The sequence below is a fragment of the Paenibacillus sp. BGI2013 genome, from assembly GCF_002843485.1.
In the GTDB taxonomy this organism is placed as follows: Bacteria; Bacillota; Bacilli; order Paenibacillales; family Paenibacillaceae; genus Paenibacillus; species Paenibacillus amylolyticus.
The window spans coordinates 289,404-307,176 of sequence record NZ_PJFA01000002.1; the positions used below are offsets into that span (position 1 = coordinate 289,404).

Genomic DNA, 17,773 nt, shown 5'->3' on the forward strand with positions numbered 1-17,773 from the left:
CATATCATAGTAATGCAGATACCACGTAAGAACGAGGATACGAAAAAGGCCCCGAACTCACTATGAAGTGATTCGGAGCCTTTTTGTCTCGCCTTTGAGTTAGGGCAAGAGATTGCTTGATTATTGCTTACCGCACGTATTATTTTGCAGAATCGGTAGTGCCTGTGCTGTCGGATGTTGTACCGGATTGGGATCTGTTTCTGCCGCCTCCGAATCCGCCTTGTCCACCGCCGCCACCAGGACCGCCCATACCTGTATTGGCTGTGGTTACACCAGATTCATTCACCCAAGTTACATTACTAGTCGATTGGAATGCAACCACTTGAGTTCCGCCACTATAGGTACCGTCTGTGTAGAGTCCATCCACGGCTTTACCTGTAGACGTACCACCGGAGTAGATCACGTATGAACCATCTTTTGCAAGATCCGGGGAGCTGACAACCACGGTTTGATAATCTTTTGCTGGTGCAAACGTCAGAATGTTGTTGCCTTCGCTATCTTGTACATGTACAAGTGTTCCAGCTTTTTGTGTTGCAGGGAATGTCATCACAATGGTGTTTTGCGTAGATGCAGCGGATGTTCCTTGTGCCATACCAGAGCTTCCGGCAGCCACGAGGTACCCACCGCTGATTTCAAATGTACCGTCATAATCCAATGCTCCGTTGCCGCTATTCGTCGGTCCGTTCACAATAACCGTTCCGCCAGTCATGTTAATGGAACCATTGGAATCTAGCCCGTCACCACCTGCGTTCACGGTGAGGGAGCCGCCGTTAATGTGGAACTCGTTATTGCTCGCTGCTCCCATACCGCCCGGTCCACGTCCTTGCTGATTAACAGCTGTACCTTGGGATGCCTGATCGGTAGTCGATGTTGTGCCTGTCGTTTCGGTTACAGAGATGTTCGATGTCGTTGTTGCATCGGTTGCTGTAGTTGCGCTATCTGTACTTGCCGCTGTATTCGTAGCTGTCTCCGTCTCGCCACCTGCAGCATTTACGCCATCATCGGATGCCGTTACATCCACATCGCCATCGTTCAGGGTGATGATTGCACCTTCAAGTCCTTCATAGCTCTTCGCAATGGTGATGGTTCCACCGTTGATCGTAAGGGCCTGATCGGCATGAATGCCGTCATCACCAGATTCAATGTTGAATATTCCGTCGTTGACGGTCACATTATTGTTGCTGTGCAGGGAATCATCCATGGAATCAATGGTATACGTACCACCATTAACCGTAAGGTCTGTGCCTGCTTTGAGCGCTTTGGCACTTGTGGACTCGGTTGCTGTTGTTGCAGTGTCCGCATCAGCATTGTTATCCGTTGTTGTTGTTGTTGTTGTGTTGGCAGAGTTGGATGCTGCTGCGCCGTTTGTGTTAGTTCCGGCATTCGTACCGCTGTTAGTAGGCATCTCGGGCATATCCGCAGGAGGTTCGCCATCTGGTGGTGTGCCCATATCCGTTGGACGTGTGCCGCCACCCCATCCACCACCACCAAATGGATCTTCTTCTACTTTGGCTGGTGCATTGGCGCTACCACCACCCGTTACAATGTTGTATGTGCCGCCATCCGTAACAAGTGCGGTTTCGGCTTGAATACCGTCGTTACCACTTTGGATATCGAAGGTACCTCCATCGATAGCAACGTAACCTTTGGTGGTATCTGTGTCATTGGTTGATTTAATGCCGTCGCCTTCGGCTTCAATGGTAATCGTACCCGCTTGGATGGCGACCATATCTTTACCTTTGATGCCGTCATCGGCTGCTTTGACGCTGATGTTACCGCTGATGATCTTCAGATCATCCTTGCTCGTAATACCTTCATTATAGTTACCTGTGACGGTCAATTGACCTGCACCATTGAATGTAAGATCTGCTTTGCTGAAGATTGCAGCATCCGGCTCGTCTGTCGTAGCGTCAGCGTACACATACGTTTTACCATCCGATACGGTGTTTTTGGTTCCTTTTTCGAGCGTAATTACCGCTTTACCAGCCTTCTGAATGTAGATTGCGGCACTGTCGTTATCATGAATGGTTGCTCCGTTTAATACGAGATGCACAGTACCCTTATCGGCAACGTTAACCACGATCTGGCCATCCGTTAGCTCACCGCTAAGTACATAAGTGCCTGCTTCCGAGATGGTTACCGAACCATTCGCGGCTTTAGCACCCGAACCGGTCACCGTTGCAGTTGTTCCGTTCAGCTTAATCGCTGTGGAATCCGCCTCACTCCAGCTAATGTTGGTATCGTCAGCATCCAGAGAGACCAGATCTGCATATTTTACTGAAGTTTGCTCGCTGACGGATACCGTTTTGGTTGTTCCTGTCGTTGACGTTGCGGCATTGGCGGTTGTGCTTGTCGTTGCTGGTGAACTGCATGCGGCGAGTAGGCTGGTAATCATGGCGATGGACCAAAGTTTGCTGCCTGTTATCATGTTTTTCTTCATATTAGATCGTTCCCTTCGAATTATAAATTAATATTCCGTTGTTGGACTCATGGTTAATGAGATATCCAGGTTGCCGTTCCGTGTGCGGATCGCATCGAGGAATTCCTTTTGGCTAACACTTTCGTGAATGGTTACACTGTAGACCAGCTCATACAGACTGCCGAGTTCGGTCGTTCTGATTTTTTTCAGATCAAAAGGTACGTTGAATGTATGGAACACTTCATTAAGAGCTTCTTCATAACTCAAGTTTTCGGGAATGGTGACTTTCAGCGTTTTCAGCTGACTTTTCTTGCCACCGAAGTTGAAGCGACTCAGAACAAACATGAGTACACACAGGATAATGGTGAACAGCACCGCGTATCCAAAAGCGCCTACACCGCAGGCAAGACCGGAAGCCATCGTGAACAATACGTAAGCAATGTCCTTTGGATCACCAGGGGCACTTCGGAATCGGATGATCGAGAAGGCACCTGCCAAGCTGAAAGCTCGTGCGATGTTGCTGCCGATGAGCAGGATGATGATGGCGACGATGACGGGCAGGACAACCATCGTTAAGGTGAAGCTCTGGGAGTATGTGCTTTGGTTAGTCTTCATGTAGGTAAGGCTGATGACCAATCCCAGAATGATGGCAAGACCAATGGTAATGACTGCGTTGTTAAACGTCAGGTTAGTATCGGTTAGGGCTGAACTGAATAGTGAATCAAGCATATAGGACACGCTCTCTTTCTATAATCGTTTTATCTTGTTCTATGGATGGGTTGAAATCGGTACCTGGTACAAGAATCCGCTCTGTCTGGTAATTCAGGTTGGTTGTTCTCGCGAGATGTCTGAACTCGTTGCCGTATTTAGAGAATCCGGTACGGTACAGTCCATGTTCGGACAGCAGTTGTGACAGCCACATCGGAACGGTTTTCTCGGCTTTCACTTCCATCAGCCATCGACCGTCCTTCACCAGCGGCTCACCGTAATCTCCCTGTTCGAGCTTCAGATCGTATCTGCGGCTACGAATGTTGGTGTCAAAGGTAATGCGAAGATCCCGGCTGTTCTTGTCGAAGAGTGCCTTGCGTTCATACGCCAGATACACTTTTGGTTCCAGATCGTAGAGGCGAAGGAAGTATTTGATTTCCTCCACAACCTGTTTGTTCATGTAATCTGCCAGCTCCGGTGCCTGTCCCGAACTCACGAATTCGTAAGCTTCATCCAGCTTCAAGGCTGTTCTGCGTTTGTTCACCAGGCCAAAGACTTTCTTTTTGATCTCCAGATACACTCTGGCATTCTCTTCAGGGATTCCATAAGCTCGCAGTCTCAGCTTCTCCTTGTATTTTGGTTTGGAGAGACTGGCGCGGATCAGCGAATCCTGTGGAGTGTCGAAGTACAGGTTACTGATGGAGTAATACTCATGTTTCTTGTTGTAGGCATCCAGCTCCATGTATTTCAGCAGGTCATTGTAGAAATGCGCGTACTGCTCATCCGTCAGAAGATACTTGCTCTCATATCGGTTGAATACTTCAATTGCCATGTGGGACTCATTCCTTTCGTTGGTGGGTTGTATGTTTTGTTGCATCGTGTATTGCTTCCATGTCTGTATCTTAGAGCCCCAACCTTGAATGAATCTTAAATGGTTTTACATTGCGTTAACACTTTTTTTACCTTCCTATAATAGTGCGCATACACAAAATGAATTAAGATTGATTCAAGGTTTGATTGATAGAATAAGAACATATAAAACAAGTCCATTGAGAGAAATAATTCAAGCAGAGGAATGAATAGATGATGAGAATATTAATTGCGGAAGATGAGGTTCATTTGGCAGAGGCTGTATCGCAGATTTTGAAAAAAAACAACTACTCCGTGGACATGGTCCACGACGGCAGATCAGGACTCGATTATGCGCAGAGCGGCATCTACGACCTGTTACTACTCGACATCATGATGCCAGAGATGGACGGGATCACCGTCCTGAAGAAACTTCGCAGTGAAGGCAATCATACGCCTGTCATTCTGCTTACTGCCAAGGGTGAACTATCGGACAAAGTCACAGGCCTCGATTATGGTGCCGATGATTATATCGCCAAGCCCTTCGCCACAGAGGAATTGCTGGCCCGAATTCGAGCAGCCTTACGACGGAAGGGAGAAGTGGTTCCCGAGGATGGACTGAAGTTTGGCGACATTGAGCTGAATACAACTCAACTGAAGCTGAGCGTACAGGGTAAGGAGATTAAGCTGAATCTGAAGGAGAATGAACTGCTGGAGCTGTTGATTGCCCGCAAACAGGCGATTACCTCCAAAGAGCAGATTATTGAGAAGTTATGGGGATTTGATTCGGAAGTGGAGTATAACAATGTGGAAGTATATATCTCTTTTTTACGCAAAAAATTAACCTTCTTGAACTCTGCCGTCCGCATTAACACGATTCGGGGTGTGGGGTATGTACTTGAGGTGACGTCCTGATGTTCAAGAAACTTCGAAATCGATTCTTGATCGTGAATCTGGTGTCCATCTCCATTATGATGCTGGTGGCATTTGCGACGATCTATACGATTACTTATCAGAATGTGCAACGTGAGACAAATATGGAGTTGTACAAGGTGTCTGATTTCTATCACAGTCCTTATAATTCATCCAAGATGCCGCGCGGGGAAGGGCAGGGTTCCGGTACAGGTGGTAATACAGGCTCAAGTTCAAGTTCCGGTTCAGATTCGTTTCCTTCCGATACCATGGGTGGTGATAATGGAGGACCGGGAGGTGATCCCAACTCACCTCCGGCACGTTCCGTTTCGTTCATGATTAAGACGGATGATAAGTGGAAGATTACGGATACACATTCCCGATTTGATATGGAAGATACGTTCTACACCGAGGCGTTACAAAAGGTTGACCAGAATAAAGTTGGTGATTCGGAACGGCAGACGGGGCAATTTACGCTGGATGGAACGGACTGGGCCTATGTGGTTGATCCGAGCGGTGACGGGCATATGATCGTATTTATTGATGTGACGGCACAACAAGGCATTCTAACGAATCTGATCTATACCTTTGCTATTGTTGGACTGGTCATGTTGATTGTGATCTACTTCCTGAGTCGTTATTTTGCGAATCGCTCCATTGCACCAGTCAGAGAAGCGTTTGAGAAGCAAAAACAATTCATCGGGGATGCTTCACATGAGCTGAAGACACCGCTGGCGATCATCAATACCAATGCCGACGTACTGCTTGCCAATCAGGAGGATACTATAGCGAACCAGGCGAAGTGGCTTCATTATATCAAGTCGGAAACTGAGCGCATGACCGGACTTACGAATGATCTGCTCTATCTGACACAGATGGATGACTCACGCTCCACGATGATTCATGCGAAGTTTAATATAAGCGATGCGGTAGAGAGTATTATTTTGCCGATGGAGGCCGTTATTTTTGAGAAAAACATTTCCCTCGACTACAACATTGAGCCGAATCTTACGGTTCATGGGAACAGTGAGCAGATCAAACAGGTCATTCTGATCCTGCTCGATAATGCGGTGAAGTATTCCGGTCCAAAAGGCGCCGTAAACGTCACCCTTCAGAAACAGAATAATGATGTCATGCTAGCCGTGTCCAATACAGGTGAAGGCATTGCACCCGAACATCTGGATCGGATCTTCGATCGATTCTATCGTACCGATTCGTCAAGAGCCCGCAAGCATGGTGGGCATGGTCTGGGTCTGGCGATTGCTCGTTCCATTGTGGATCAGCATAAAGGAGAGCTATACGCTCGAAGTGTAGTCGGAGAGGGTGCTACATTTTACGTGCGGTTGTCGTAGGGCAGAGTGATGAGCCGGCTCCACACTAACCTTCGCTACCGCTATATAATCGTTCTTCAGGCATAAGTTCTGCCTGTAATGGGTTAACCTATGCTACAATGGCAACAGTATGTATGAATCAAGGAGATGACTGAACGTGGCAGAAGCAAACGCAATTAATGAACAAGAAATGATGCAATATATTGCAGATAAAACGAAGGCAAGCCAGGCGAATATCGCCCTTGTGCTGAAGCATGAGCAAGCGTACATCAACAAGGCGCATGAGAATTCCAAAGGCAATGATGTTGATATTGACGGCGATGATCTGGCTGACTACATTCTTAGTCGTAAAGATGTGAAGCTGGATGAGTTGACAGTGGAAAGCATCCTGGATGCTGAGATGGACTACTTGATGGACAAGGGTCACGCGGGATACGTCGATTAAGTTAAGTGTGGGCAAAATCTAACGAACCTGATACGCCTTATAAGAGTATTTCTCGCTCGTTTGGGAATGTAACGAATCTCAGACACGTTATTCTATGGATTTTAGGACTTTCCCATGCTGTTAAAGCATTTCCGCGGAATTAGCGTGTCTGAGATTCGTTAGTTCGGGAAATAAGCGCTTTTTGCCGAAATAAGGTGCCCTAGGTTCGTTAGAGTAACTTAGAGTGATCACATGGTGCAACGAGGCGTTAAATGGCTGTTTCAAAAGTGAAATCTCACAGATGAAGCCTAATGCATGGCAAGTGTTGAACTGTCAAAAAGACCTCAACTCCACAATACTGTGGTGTTGAGGCCTTTTTTAGATTGTAGTGACCAGGCATCCCTTCGGGAACACCTGTCGGTATAACTTTTTTAAGGATGGACTTGAAGTTCTATCGACCCAATCCCTATCAATCCCACCGTTTATAGCTTCTTATTGACCCACCATACCGCCATCTACGGTGTAAAGGGAAGCTGTTACATAAGATGCTTCTTCGGATAACAGGAAGTTCATGACCGCTGCTACTTCTTCCGGTTCGCCATAACGGCCCATTGGAATGCTGGACACGGTTGCTGATTGATAGTCTTCCACGTTACCGGAATTAGCTTCGATCTGACGCATCATGCGTGTATTGATTGTACCTGGCAATACAGCGTTAACTCGGATATTATAAGGTGCCAGTTCATTTGCAGCGGTACGCGTGAGACCAACTACGGCATGTTTGGACATAATATATGGAGATACAGCAGGTGCACCCATCAGACCCGCGAGGGAAGAGGTATTAAGAATCGCACCGGATTTTTGTTTTTTCATCACTGGAATGACATTTTGCAGACCCAGGAATACCCCACGAATGTTGACGTTATATACCGTATCCAGTGCTTCAACACTCAGGTCTTCGATCAGCCCTGTTGGACCTTCAATTCCGGCATTGTTGGCAAAATAATCGATTCGACCAAAAGCATCCAATGCTTTTTGCACATAGTTTTTCACGTCTGCTTCTTGGGATACGTTCGCTTTTACGGCGATGACGTGCTCTTTGTCGAGGTTCAGATCAGTAATTGTCTGCTGGATGGCTTCTTCATTCAGGTCCACCAGAACCAAATTGATTTTGCGCTCAGCAAGGCGGCGTGCCAATTCTTTACCAATGCCCCCGGCTGCTCCTGTAATTACGGCTGTATGTGTATAAGATGTACTCATGAACTATCCGCTCCTTATTCATTATTGGCAGGTATTTCTCAAAAAAAGTTTCAACCTGTCGTCTATCTTTCCTGTCTCAATGTTAAGATATACATAGCAATGTGACAATAATCATTGACATCGCATATGTCAGCTATCGGACAGAGGTGTAAGCGGTGTTCATTTATATTACAATAATGAACAAAGGAGGCGAAAATGTTGATCATTGAACATCCTCAGGACCGGAGAGCACGAAGAACGCAGGATGCGATCATCGCTGCGGCGGTTTCTTTGATATTAGAGAAGGGAGCGGATGCCCTCACAATCCGGGATATTACGGAACGGGCGGATTACAACCGTGGAACCTTCTATTTACATTTTCCCGGCAAACCGGAGTTGTTACAGTTCATTCTGGATGATTTCATGCAGGGAGTGGGGCGAGCTTATGCAGAACCATACGTACAGCTTACAGAAGTGGACATGACTGCATTGCTACCATCCACGATGCCTGTATTCGAATATATTGAAGCCCATCAGGATATCTTTCGTGCGTTAATAACAATGCATTCAGATATGAGCTCTCGGCTATGCAATATGTTTAGAACGTATCTAACCGAAGATTTTGTATTGGTGACCGAGGATAGTGAGTGGACGATTAATTACGACATCATGTTAAGTTATCTGGTATCTGCAACGGTAGGTGTAATCATGCATTGGGCGGAGATTGGATTCAAATATTCTGCGCATTATATGGGAGAGCAGCTTACGGCGCTGATTAACATCAAACCGACCCGTCTGCTGATTGAACCAGGGCAGAAGGGTCGGACTATTCACGAGCGTATGCTGTTGGATTAAAGGTCGAATGAGAGTTTTGTTCTATATCAATTGAACTAAAGAATATTTACACTGCACACTCCGATGACAGAACAACCTTCCGATCGCTGTTATCCCCAGATTTTTTTGATTCCTTTTATAAAGGGTAAATCCGGGGATAAAGGCGAACGCTCCGCTTCTTCAGGTCGTTTCTGTCCTCTCCGTTTTGTGTAAATGTTTAGTTCAATTGATATAGATGAAGAAATCCAATTCGATTATCCGGTCATGGAGGCGTTCGCGGCCTGTTGCATCTGAAGCAGCTGTTCGCGGATCAGGACGGACTCGCCGATCATGATTAATGCCGGATTATTCACTTGATGCGACTTGGCGAGGGAATGGAGTTCGGCAAGTGTGCCGGTAATAATCCGTTCCTCCGAGGTGGTTCCCCGTTCGATTAAAGCCGCAGGGGTGTGTCCACTTTTGCCATGGTGAAGCAATTCATGTTGAATCTGGGGCAGTTGGCTAATGCCCATGTAGATGACCAGTGTATCCACACTATGGGCGAGTAGATCCCAGCGGACCGAAGATACACTTCCATCACTGCCGGTTCCGGTGACACATGCGAAGGATGAAGCAATCCCGCGATGAGTTAACGGAATAAGGGATGAAGCGGATGTACCTACAGCTGAAGTGATGCCAGGAATGATCTCAAATGCAATCCCTGCTTCCGCCAGCACAAGCGCTTCTTCACCACCACGGCCAAAGATGAACGGATCGCCACCTTTGAGTCTTACGACTTGTTTGCCTTCCGCCGCATGTGCAGCAAGCATCCGTCCAATCATCTCCTGACTCATGGAATGAAGGCCTGGAGCCTTGCCGCAGTAGATGCGGAGTGCTCCTTCGCGAGCCTCAGCGAGCAATTGATCATTCACAAGCCGATCATACATAATGACATCTGCGGACTGAATACGTTTCAGGGCTTTTACCGTAATCAGATCCGGATCTCCAGGACCAGCGCCAACAATACTAACCAGGCCCCGGCTCATGATCGTGTCCCCAATTTCGGTGCAACATCGGAACTTGCCAATCCTGAACGACCACCCTGAATGGATGCCAGTTTGGACGAGAGCTTTACTGGATTTCCCCAGTGGTGGGCGGCATATAGACCGAGGCCTGTAAATACAGCTCCGCCAATGAGATTGCCCAGCAATACCGGAATCTGATTCCACAGCCACCAGTCAGCCATACTGACCTGTGCACCGAGCATCATGCCTGCCGGGATGACAAACATATTTACCACAGCATGCTCAAATCCCTGAGCGAAAAATATGGTAATGGGCAGCCACATCGCTACGATTTTTCCCAGTGTGGAAGTGGACGTCATTGCCATCACTGCCCCGAGTGTGACCATCCAGTTACATAGAATGGCTTTGATGGTGACCAGTACAATGCCAGCCCCGCCCAAGTGCTGATACCCCAATGTTTTGGTTTCACTGGTCTGGATCAGCGTTTGAATTAGAGGGTTGCTCATATCCGTACCCATCTTGGTAATGGTCAGGCCGTATAAGAGAGCATAGAATGCACATCCGAGCAGATGTCCTGTGATCACCCAAAAATAATTTCGGAGTATTTCCATCCATGTAATTCTACGTTTCAACACCGCGAGTGGAAGCATCGCAAAGTTTCCTGTCACCAATTCGAGACCCAGCAGAATAATGATGACAAATCCTGCCGGGAATATCAGTGCACCTGCCAAACCAACGGAAGTTTGAGATACAGCGGTATATGCCAGTGTGGTTGCAAAGGCAAGGATAGCCCCCGCCAGAAAACCGCGGATCAGCATCTGTACCCGATTCATTCTGGCTTTGCTCTCACCAGCTTCGATCATCGATTGCAGCACTTCTGCAGGTTTAACAAAATCCATAGCGCACGCCTCCTTGATGTCAGGGTATCTCTAGCCTTTAACCCGCAATTGTGATGAAGATTTCTCCGCTGTTGCCGTCTACTTCTGTTTTGTAGGTATTCAAGCAGCCTTCATCTGGCTCTTGTACCTTACCGTTACGCAGATCAATCTTCCAATCATGCAAAGGACAATGAACCGCTGTCCCGCACACCATGCCTTCCGACAGCTTGCCGCCCTTGTGAGGGCAGCGATTCTCGACGGCATGCAGACTTCCGTCGCTCAGTTTGAAGACTGCAATTTCGGTATCCTGTATCAGGAAGGTCCGTGCTCCCTTTTCATCAATATCTGCAAGGTGTCCAATCCGGAATTTGTTCATCGCTGTTCCTCCTCTTCTAGTGGGTTACCGGCTCGGCACCGGACAGTGGGGTGAAGTTTTTACGTAATTTCTCGTCTTGTATGATTTCTTTCCAAGGATCAACCGTGTGACCCAGTGTAACTTCCAGACGTTCAACCAGAGCGAGACGTACATCCCGATCCGCCAATGCTTCCTTCACATGATCCAGACCAACCCGTTCAATCCAAGCCGCTGTTCTCTCATTCCATTTTGCGTTCTCTCTATAATATTGCAGGTAAGAGTAAGTCCACTCTTCCACTTCCGCATCGGTCTTCACCGTACACAGCAACTCGGCTGCACGAACCTTGACTCCCGCGTTACCGCCAACATGAATCTCCCAAGCGCCATCAATGGCGACAACACCCAGATCCTTGATGGTCGCTTCAGCACAGTTCCGCGGACATCCGGAGACAGCGAGTTTCACTTTGGCTGGAGCCACCATCTTGTCGAGTTTTTTCTCCAGACGAATACCCATCTCAATGGAATCTTGTGTGCCGAATCTGCAGAACGTATTACCTACACAAGTCTTCACCGTACGAAGCGCCTTGCCATAACCAAAACCGGAAGGCATATCGAGTTCCTCCCAGATCTTCGGCAGGTTCTCTTTCTGTACACCGAGCAGATCGAGTCGTTGCCCACCCGTGAATTTCACCAACGGCACATCGTATTTCTCTGCGACAGTTGCAATCTTGATCAATTCCGCCGGGGAAGTGACACCACCATAGATCCGTGGAATAACGGAGTAGGTACCGTCTTTCTGGATATTGGCGTGATAACGTTCATTGGTGAATTTGGATACACGCTCATCTGTGTATTCAGCCGGCCAGATCATCCCGAGATAATAGTTGAGGGAAGGGCGGCACTTGGAGCAACCTTCCGGTTCATTCCAACCGAGAACATTCATGACTTCCTTGACGCTTTTGAGTCCCATCTCCTTGATCTGTGCAACAATCTCATCCCGATCATAGGATGTACAGCCACAGATGCCTTCTTTAGTCTGTTCACCTACATTATCACCGGCATAATATGTGAGCAGGTTTTCGATAATAGGTTTGCACCCACCGCAAGAAGCGGAAGCTTTGGTACAGGATTTGATTGCACCGAGTGTATTACAGCCTTTATTCAGAACGGCGTCTCCAATGGAAGCTTTGGTCACACCGTTACAACCACAGACGATCTCGTCATCCGGCATACTCGCCATTCGTTCTGCGACAGATGGACCCGAGCCTGAACCACCGGAAGGTACACCGAGCAAAATTTCTTTCTCCCGACCACTGATGTTCTCACCACTCTTAATGAGGGAAAACAGCGATGCGCCATCCGTGGTATCCCCGAACAATACAGCTCCGATCAGCTGTCCGTCTTTGATCACCATCTTTTTGTACACACCATCAACGTCATCCTGAATACGAATGCTGCGAGTGTCCGCAGCGTCTTTGAATTGTCCGGCAGAGAATACGTCCACACCGGATACTTTCAGTTTGGTAGAAGTGACTGAACCTTCGTATCCTTCGGTTGCCGCGCCAGCCAGGCGTTTTGCGAGCACCATACCTTGTTCATATAATGGAGCAACCAGTCCGTAGGCAATACCGCGGTGTTCTGCACATTCGCCGACGGCAGATATACTAGGGATGCTGGTATGCATATAATCATCTACAATGACTCCACGATTCACATCGAGGCCGGTATTGCGAGCCAGTTCAATCTGAGGGCGAATCCCGACAGCCATGACAACCAGATCCGCTTCAAGCACCGTTTGATCAGTAAAACGAATGGCTTTTACCCGTTGTTTGCCTGTGATTTCTTCGGTATGTTTGTTCAAAAGGAACTTCATGCCCTGTTCTTCAAGCTCACGCTGGAGCATCAGACCTGCCGGCAAATCTAGGTTCCGGTCCATCAGATGACCGTTAATATGGATGACTGTGACGTCCATGCCCAGATTGAGCAGCCCCCGCGCTGCTTCCAGTCCTAGCAATCCACCTCCAATGACGGCAGCTTTGCGATACTTTTGTGATGCTGCCATCATGGTCTCGCAGTCTTTAATATCGCGGAAACCGATCACGCCTTCCTTGTTAGCGCCGGGAAGAGGGAGGATGAACGCCTGTGAACCGGTTGCCATAATCAGCTCATCATAGGCTGCGCGTACACCATCCTGAGATACAACTTCCTTGTGTTTGGTATCGATCTGAACGACCGGGTCACCCGGGTACACCCGAATGCCGTTATCTTCGTACCAGCTCCACTCATTGATTACGATATCTTCGATGGATGTTCCGCCAGCCAGTACGGAAGATAACATGATCCGGTTGTAGTTGGGATGCGGCTCTGCGCCGAAGACTGTAATTTCATAAGCGTGTGGAGCAAGCTTAAGGATATGTTCGATTGTGCGGATTCCCGCCATGCCATTGCCGACCAGCACCAGTTTTTTCGTTGTACTCATTATGATTAGCCCCCTTAGGTCCATTCTGCAAACTGCCTCAAAACCTTGTCTCTAAAATCGAAAAAGCCTGTTATGCCTCGGAGGACTGCGCATATACATACGCATCCCTTGCTCCGAGATTGCAAAACAGGCTTCATTGCCGTTTCAACCAGCTACGCCGTTGTAACTGTGATCGATTCAAATATGGAGTTGTTATGGCTTAACTATAAAAGATCGATCTATTCATGTCAATATAGTTAACATAAAAAAGTATTTGAAATTTAAAGTTAATTATGTTTACATGAGTTTATTGGAATATCGAATGGACGACGAAGTTTTACGAGTATATCTTCTTAGTTTGAAGGATTTTAGATAACGTTAGCACGCTGGATACGATAAATACTGTAGAAAAGGTGCCATGTATAGTGTTTCACCCTTTTTTATTGCAACATGATGAGGCATGAAAAGATCATTCTAATGTTAAAAATAAGACGCATAATCGTCACTACTTAATTTTTGTTAGGTAATGTAACATGTTTATTGCTTTCATGTATTAACGTCTTAAATGATGTGGACTCTGATTATAGCAATAGGGGAGGGATTGATCCATCATGCGATCTTTATTGGTCATCCGTGTTCAACCAACGATAGCTGCCTCATCCGATGCAATCCCTCTGACACCGGAGAGGCTACTGGGAGCAAACGGGTACCATGTACAGGTGGCGGGCAGTGAAGCGGAAGCGGTGAAGCTAGCTCGTGCGGCCGAAGCGTCCATTTTGCATCTGTCGCTGGCTGATGTGGAGTATTGGGTGAACTGCCTGGGAAAGGGGAAGTCGGATTCACCGCTGCTTTGGTGGTGCGCGCCAGATACAGCCTCTTCCTCCGCAGAATCTTGCGAGGTCGAAACCTCATTTGATGGAATACTTACACCGTCCATGACTGGGCCCGAGATTCACTGGACTCTTCACTTTGCAGCCCGGCGCTACATGGAACGCAAACAGTGGGAGCAGGAACGGAAGCAGCTGCAATCCAGGCTGGAAGATCGGAAGTGGATTGATATGGCGAAGGCTATCCTTAGTGATCTGAAGCAGATCTCGGAGGCCGAAGCCTATGACCTGTTACGCAAGAAAGCGATGGATGAACGCAAACGGATGGTCGATGTAGCTACAGCGATTGTGAAGGCCCATCAACTGCTCCAGTCTTAATTGGAAGGAGGATTCTCCATGGATATGTCTCAGATACTCCGAGAGGTCGGACGTGGGAAACGAGGCTCGCGTGATCTGAATTATACAGAAGCACTGACTGTAGCAGAGAAAATCCTGAAACAGGAGGTTTCCCCTGCCCAGACGGCTGCGTTTCTAATGGCTGAACGTATGAAAATGGAAAACGTCGAGGAACTGGAAGCTTTTGTTCATGCATGTCGTAACAGTGCGGAACGTTTCTCCATATTTCAGGATGGATTGGACTGTGCGGGTCCCTATGATGGACGAACAAAGTCGTTCATGGCCACGTTTCCGGTTGCATTTGTACTCGCGGCGGCTGGGTTGCCGGTGACTTTACATGGGAGTGATCCTTTACCACCCAAGTGGGGCGTCACGTTGTCTGTACTTTTGAAGGAAGTGGGCATTGATACACGTAAAATGGATCGGGAAGATGCACGGAGCGCTGCATTGCGTTCGGGTGTCATGTACGTATCCTCCGAGGATTGGTGCGAACCTCTTCGTAAGCTTCGTCCGTTACGGGAAGAGTTGGGTTTTCGAACGGTGTTTAACACAGCGGAGAAACTGATTGATTATAACCATTCACCGTATTTGGTGTTTGGTGTGTTTCATAATACCTTTCTGGATCGGATTGCGAAGTTGCTCACCCGGTTTAACTATCGGCGTGCTTATGTTGTACAGGGGATGGAAGGTTCTGAGGATCTGTATATTGATCGGCCAACCCGCGTATACGCCGTGGAAGACGGTGATATGAAGCTGGAACTGGTTGATCCTGCAGCCTATGAACTGGATATGCCCGTGCCGGAACTGGTCTGGACGGCTGCGAAGCAGCTTGAAGTGGCGGAAAGTGTGTTAAGCGGTGATGGTCATATTGCTTTTGTGAATCAGGTCTTGTTAAATGGAGGTTTCCGCTTATACGCGGCGGGGCGTGTCAATTCCATCGAAGAGGGCATATACACTTGTCAGGGCTTGCTGGAGAGCGGTGCAGCGTATCGCATCTATCAGCAGTGGTGTGTCTCCATGGGTGGTGAACTGCCGGATAGCAGAGCGGTGTCCATCTATCCGGCATCTTCCAGATAATGTAATGCTAGTGTTCAATCTTGTTATTGTTTAGCGTGTTTTTATTCCCAAGGATAAGTAACGGTCAGGAAGTCAGCGAATTTCTTGCTCTCTTCCCGCCGTTGTTTCCTCATGGCCGCCCGATCCGGAGCGGTCTCGTATAGTTTCTTCTCTTCTTCCGTCTCCGGGATAATGCGGGGTACGATCAGTTTGCGATTATTTTCGTCCAGGGCCACAAATGTCAGAAATGCAGTCGCTGCAATTTTCTTTTCTCCGGTCTTCAGATCCTCTCGAATCACTTTCACAAAAATCTCCATGGAACTTCGTCCTGTCCAGGACGCGAACGATTCAAGTGTAACCGAATCCGTTGGATTAATCGGGTACAGGAAATCGACAGAGTCGGTTGAAGCCGTTACAGTATTGACCCGGCATAGCTTGGAAGCGGCAATGGATGCAATATCATCGATGTAGGACATCAACTTGCCGCCGAATAACGTATTATGATTGTTGACATCGGTTGGGAACACCCGTGCCGTCTTGAAACAACGTGTTTCGCGTACATATTTTTTCTCCACCTGATCCATCTCCGTTGGTTTCGGTATCTCTCTCATGCTTTTTTCCTCCTGACAGTATGGCTGCTGTGACATTTCGTGTGTTGCAGGGTCTATTTTTGATCTATAATCCCTAGTATAGGTGTCGGTCTGATACATATTCAAATGAAGTTGGACTGCAAAAAAACCGCCAGGCGCGGACCGGCGCGCTGGCGGTTTACTGCTGTATATTAAGCCTTGGGTTTGAAAATGCCGGACGGTTTGCCGATCGGCAAGAACGCATAACCGAAGTGAGCGTTCAGTACCGAAGCACCTGTACCATACAGGGACACAATTCCGATCGCCAGTTCAGCGTATGCTGCAATGGTGTGGAAAATGTGAGGAGCTACGCCGAAAGCGTCAAAGGTCAAGCCAAGGAACAGGAAGTCAATCAGAATGAAGATGATAAGCAATACTTTATTCGCTTCAATAGCACCGATCGTCATGAACAGGGTGAATACGAGGTATCCGGCAAAAGCAAATCCGAGTTGCTTGCCATCGGCCTGTTCAGCGAGAGTGGAGCCAAATACGCCCATTTTGATCATCCAGTTGGCAGCCATGGCAAACCAGAAGAATGCGTACGCGCCAAAAGCTGTTGTGCCAAAGGTATTGTTGCGTTTGGAATCTTGAATACATGCGAATAACTGGGCAAAAGCACCCAGGAAGATCGCCCAAGGAATAGCGTAGCTAAGTCCTTCTGTAATGCCAAGCTTTTGGGAAGAAGCGACCAGGGTTACGATAGCCAACCCAAATAATCCCATTGCGCTGGGATCGGCGTTAACAATTTTGACTTTAGTCTGTGAATCGGTCTGCATGGTGATGATAAGCCTCCAATAATATCAAATCAGGATCAATGGCCGTCGTTGGCCGTCCTCTACATTACATCATTTGTATCCGCCGGGTCCGGACACACACATCGCCCTATTGTACCTGAATGACCCCATTATGGAAAGGGATTTTATTACCTTTTGAACCAATAGACTTTTTGTTTTTTCAATATACACATTTACGACACAATCCGTTCTGGCCGTGGATGATGAGGCCAGACGTTAGAATCCAACCCTCGGTGTTACCACTAAAATTGCGTCATATCAGCCATTTTCGGATAAGCTCTAGTGTGATAAAATAATCTTTATCAAAATTTGGAGAAGAATACAAAACATCCTTGTCTCCTATGCCATATGTTAATCCAACTATAGATTGACAGGAAAAACTAAAATGGTTCACAGAATAAGGAGGTATCAGGGGTCATGGTTATGAGTTTGGATTTGAAAAATAAAATAGAGAAGGCCAGACATAACCTTCATATGCTGGTAGAGCATAACAAGGGTGGTCTTGGGCATCCCGATGTGATTCGGCAGTCTATGGCATTGGACGAATTGATTAATGAGTATAACCGAATTAGCCGAAACCATTCACGGGCCTGAACCAAAAAAGCGATTTTAATTTTATACACGGAACAAATCACATAGATTGTAACGCTTGATCGTACA

At 47.5% G+C, this 17,773-nt stretch carries 17 protein-coding genes; 7 read left to right on the forward strand and 10 right to left on the reverse strand.

Annotation, left to right across the window (positions count from 1 at the left end; all coding sequences use genetic code 11):
- Window positions 1-139: 139 nt before the first annotated feature.
- Genes CXK86_RS05145 through CXK86_RS05155 form a run of 3 tightly spaced genes read right to left on the reverse strand, consistent with a single transcriptional unit; the run spans window position 140 to window position 3,959 of the window.
- Window positions 140-2,440, reverse strand: a complete 2,301-nt coding sequence (locus tag CXK86_RS05145) for a carbohydrate-binding domain-containing protein (protein ID WP_076251929.1) — start codon at window positions 2,438-2,440, stop codon at window positions 140-142.
- A gap of 27 nt (window positions 2,441-2,467) precedes the next feature.
- On the reverse strand, window positions 2,468-3,148 hold the full coding sequence (locus CXK86_RS05150; RefSeq protein WP_036612177.1) for a DUF4956 domain-containing protein: 681 nt from the start codon (window positions 3,146-3,148) through the stop codon (window positions 2,468-2,470).
- Window positions 3,141-3,959 (reverse strand): polyphosphate polymerase domain-containing protein, encoded by an 819-nt coding sequence (locus CXK86_RS05155; protein WP_076251927.1) that lies wholly within the window; start codon window positions 3,957-3,959, stop codon window positions 3,141-3,143. Before CXK86_RS05155 ends, CXK86_RS05150 begins: the two co-directional genes overlap by 8 nt.
- 254 nt (window positions 3,960-4,213) lie before the next feature.
- Here CXK86_RS05155 and CXK86_RS05160 point away from each other — a divergent pair, with 254 nt between their 5' ends.
- The 3 genes from CXK86_RS05160 (at window position 4,214) to CXK86_RS05170 (ending at window position 6,664) form a co-directional block, all read left to right on the forward strand.
- The gene (locus CXK86_RS05160) at window positions 4,214-4,891 is read left to right on the forward strand and encodes a response regulator transcription factor (protein ID WP_036612327.1); all 678 of its coding nucleotides are present in this window, start codon (window positions 4,214-4,216) and stop codon (window positions 4,889-4,891) included.
- Window positions 4,891-6,240 carry a sensor histidine kinase gene (locus CXK86_RS05165; RefSeq protein ID WP_076251926.1) on the forward strand — a complete coding sequence of 450 codons (1,350 nt, stop codon included), beginning with the start codon at window positions 4,891-4,893 and terminating at the stop codon, window positions 6,238-6,240. The genes CXK86_RS05160 and CXK86_RS05165 overlap by 1 nt, the downstream gene beginning before the upstream one ends.
- Before the next feature lie 136 nt (window positions 6,241-6,376).
- Window positions 6,377-6,664 carry a hypothetical protein gene (locus tag CXK86_RS05170; RefSeq protein ID WP_370511430.1) on the forward strand — a complete coding sequence of 96 codons (288 nt, stop codon included), beginning with the start codon at window positions 6,377-6,379 and terminating at the stop codon, window positions 6,662-6,664.
- 471 nt (window positions 6,665-7,135) lie between these two features.
- Here CXK86_RS05170 and CXK86_RS05175 read toward each other — a convergent pair whose 3' ends face one another.
- Window positions 7,136-7,903, reverse strand: coding sequence for an SDR family NAD(P)-dependent oxidoreductase (locus CXK86_RS05175; protein WP_036612166.1), 768 nt, complete (start codon window positions 7,901-7,903; stop codon window positions 7,136-7,138).
- A 195-nt stretch (window positions 7,904-8,098) separates the two neighbouring features.
- On the opposite strand from CXK86_RS05175, the gene CXK86_RS05180 reads away from it, so the two are divergent.
- Window positions 8,099-8,737 (forward strand): TetR/AcrR family transcriptional regulator, encoded by a 639-nt coding sequence (locus CXK86_RS05180; RefSeq protein ID WP_076251925.1) that lies wholly within the window; start codon window positions 8,099-8,101, stop codon window positions 8,735-8,737.
- 233 nt (window positions 8,738-8,970) lie between these two features.
- Here the strand turns inward: CXK86_RS05180 and cobA are convergent, their stop codons facing one another.
- Genes cobA through nirB form a run of 4 tightly spaced genes read right to left on the reverse strand, consistent with a single transcriptional unit; the run spans window position 8,971 to window position 13,432 of the window.
- Entirely contained in the window at window positions 8,971-9,741 is a 771-nt protein-coding gene (cobA, locus tag CXK86_RS05185; RefSeq protein WP_076213931.1) for a uroporphyrinogen-III C-methyltransferase, read from the reverse strand.
- On the reverse strand, window positions 9,738-10,619 hold the full coding sequence (locus tag CXK86_RS05190; RefSeq protein ID WP_076251923.1) for a formate/nitrite transporter family protein: 882 nt from the start codon (window positions 10,617-10,619) through the stop codon (window positions 9,738-9,740). The genes cobA and CXK86_RS05190 overlap by 4 nt, the downstream gene beginning before the upstream one ends.
- A gap of 37 nt (window positions 10,620-10,656) precedes the next feature.
- Window positions 10,657-10,974, reverse strand: coding sequence for a nitrite reductase small subunit NirD (nirD, locus tag CXK86_RS05195; protein ID WP_076251922.1), 318 nt, complete (start codon window positions 10,972-10,974; stop codon window positions 10,657-10,659).
- A gap of 16 nt (window positions 10,975-10,990) precedes the next feature.
- Window positions 10,991-13,432, reverse strand: a complete 2,442-nt coding sequence (nirB, locus tag CXK86_RS05200; RefSeq protein WP_101313498.1) for a nitrite reductase large subunit NirB — start codon at window positions 13,430-13,432, stop codon at window positions 10,991-10,993.
- Between the two features lie 590 nt (window positions 13,433-14,022).
- On the opposite strand from nirB, the gene CXK86_RS05205 reads away from it, so the two are divergent.
- Together CXK86_RS05205 and CXK86_RS05210 are read left to right on the forward strand one after the other, a co-directional pair.
- Window positions 14,023-14,616 (forward strand): ANTAR domain-containing response regulator, encoded by a 594-nt coding sequence (locus tag CXK86_RS05205; RefSeq protein WP_076251918.1) that lies wholly within the window; start codon window positions 14,023-14,025, stop codon window positions 14,614-14,616.
- A gap of 18 nt (window positions 14,617-14,634) precedes the next feature.
- Window positions 14,635-15,711: an anthranilate phosphoribosyltransferase gene (locus tag CXK86_RS05210; RefSeq protein WP_076251916.1), complete on the forward strand. Its 1,077-nt coding sequence runs from the start codon at window positions 14,635-14,637 to the stop codon at window positions 15,709-15,711.
- 41 nt (window positions 15,712-15,752) lie between these two features.
- Here the strand turns inward: CXK86_RS05210 and CXK86_RS05215 are convergent, their stop codons facing one another.
- Window positions 15,753-16,265, reverse strand: a complete 513-nt coding sequence (locus CXK86_RS05215) for an acyl-CoA thioesterase (RefSeq protein ID WP_026081401.1) — start codon at window positions 16,263-16,265, stop codon at window positions 15,753-15,755.
- Window positions 16,266-16,471: 206 nt separating this feature from the next.
- A complete protein-coding gene (locus CXK86_RS05220) occupies window positions 16,472-17,095 on the reverse strand; it encodes an acetate uptake transporter (RefSeq protein ID WP_036671640.1) in 624 nt (207 codons plus the stop codon).
- A 435-nt stretch (window positions 17,096-17,530) separates the two neighbouring features.
- Here CXK86_RS05220 and CXK86_RS05225 point away from each other — a divergent pair, with 435 nt between their 5' ends.
- The gene (locus CXK86_RS05225) at window positions 17,531-17,707 is read left to right on the forward strand and encodes an aspartyl-phosphate phosphatase Spo0E family protein (protein WP_017691636.1); all 177 of its coding nucleotides are present in this window, start codon (window positions 17,531-17,533) and stop codon (window positions 17,705-17,707) included.
- Window positions 17,708-17,773: the final 66 nt, after the last annotated feature.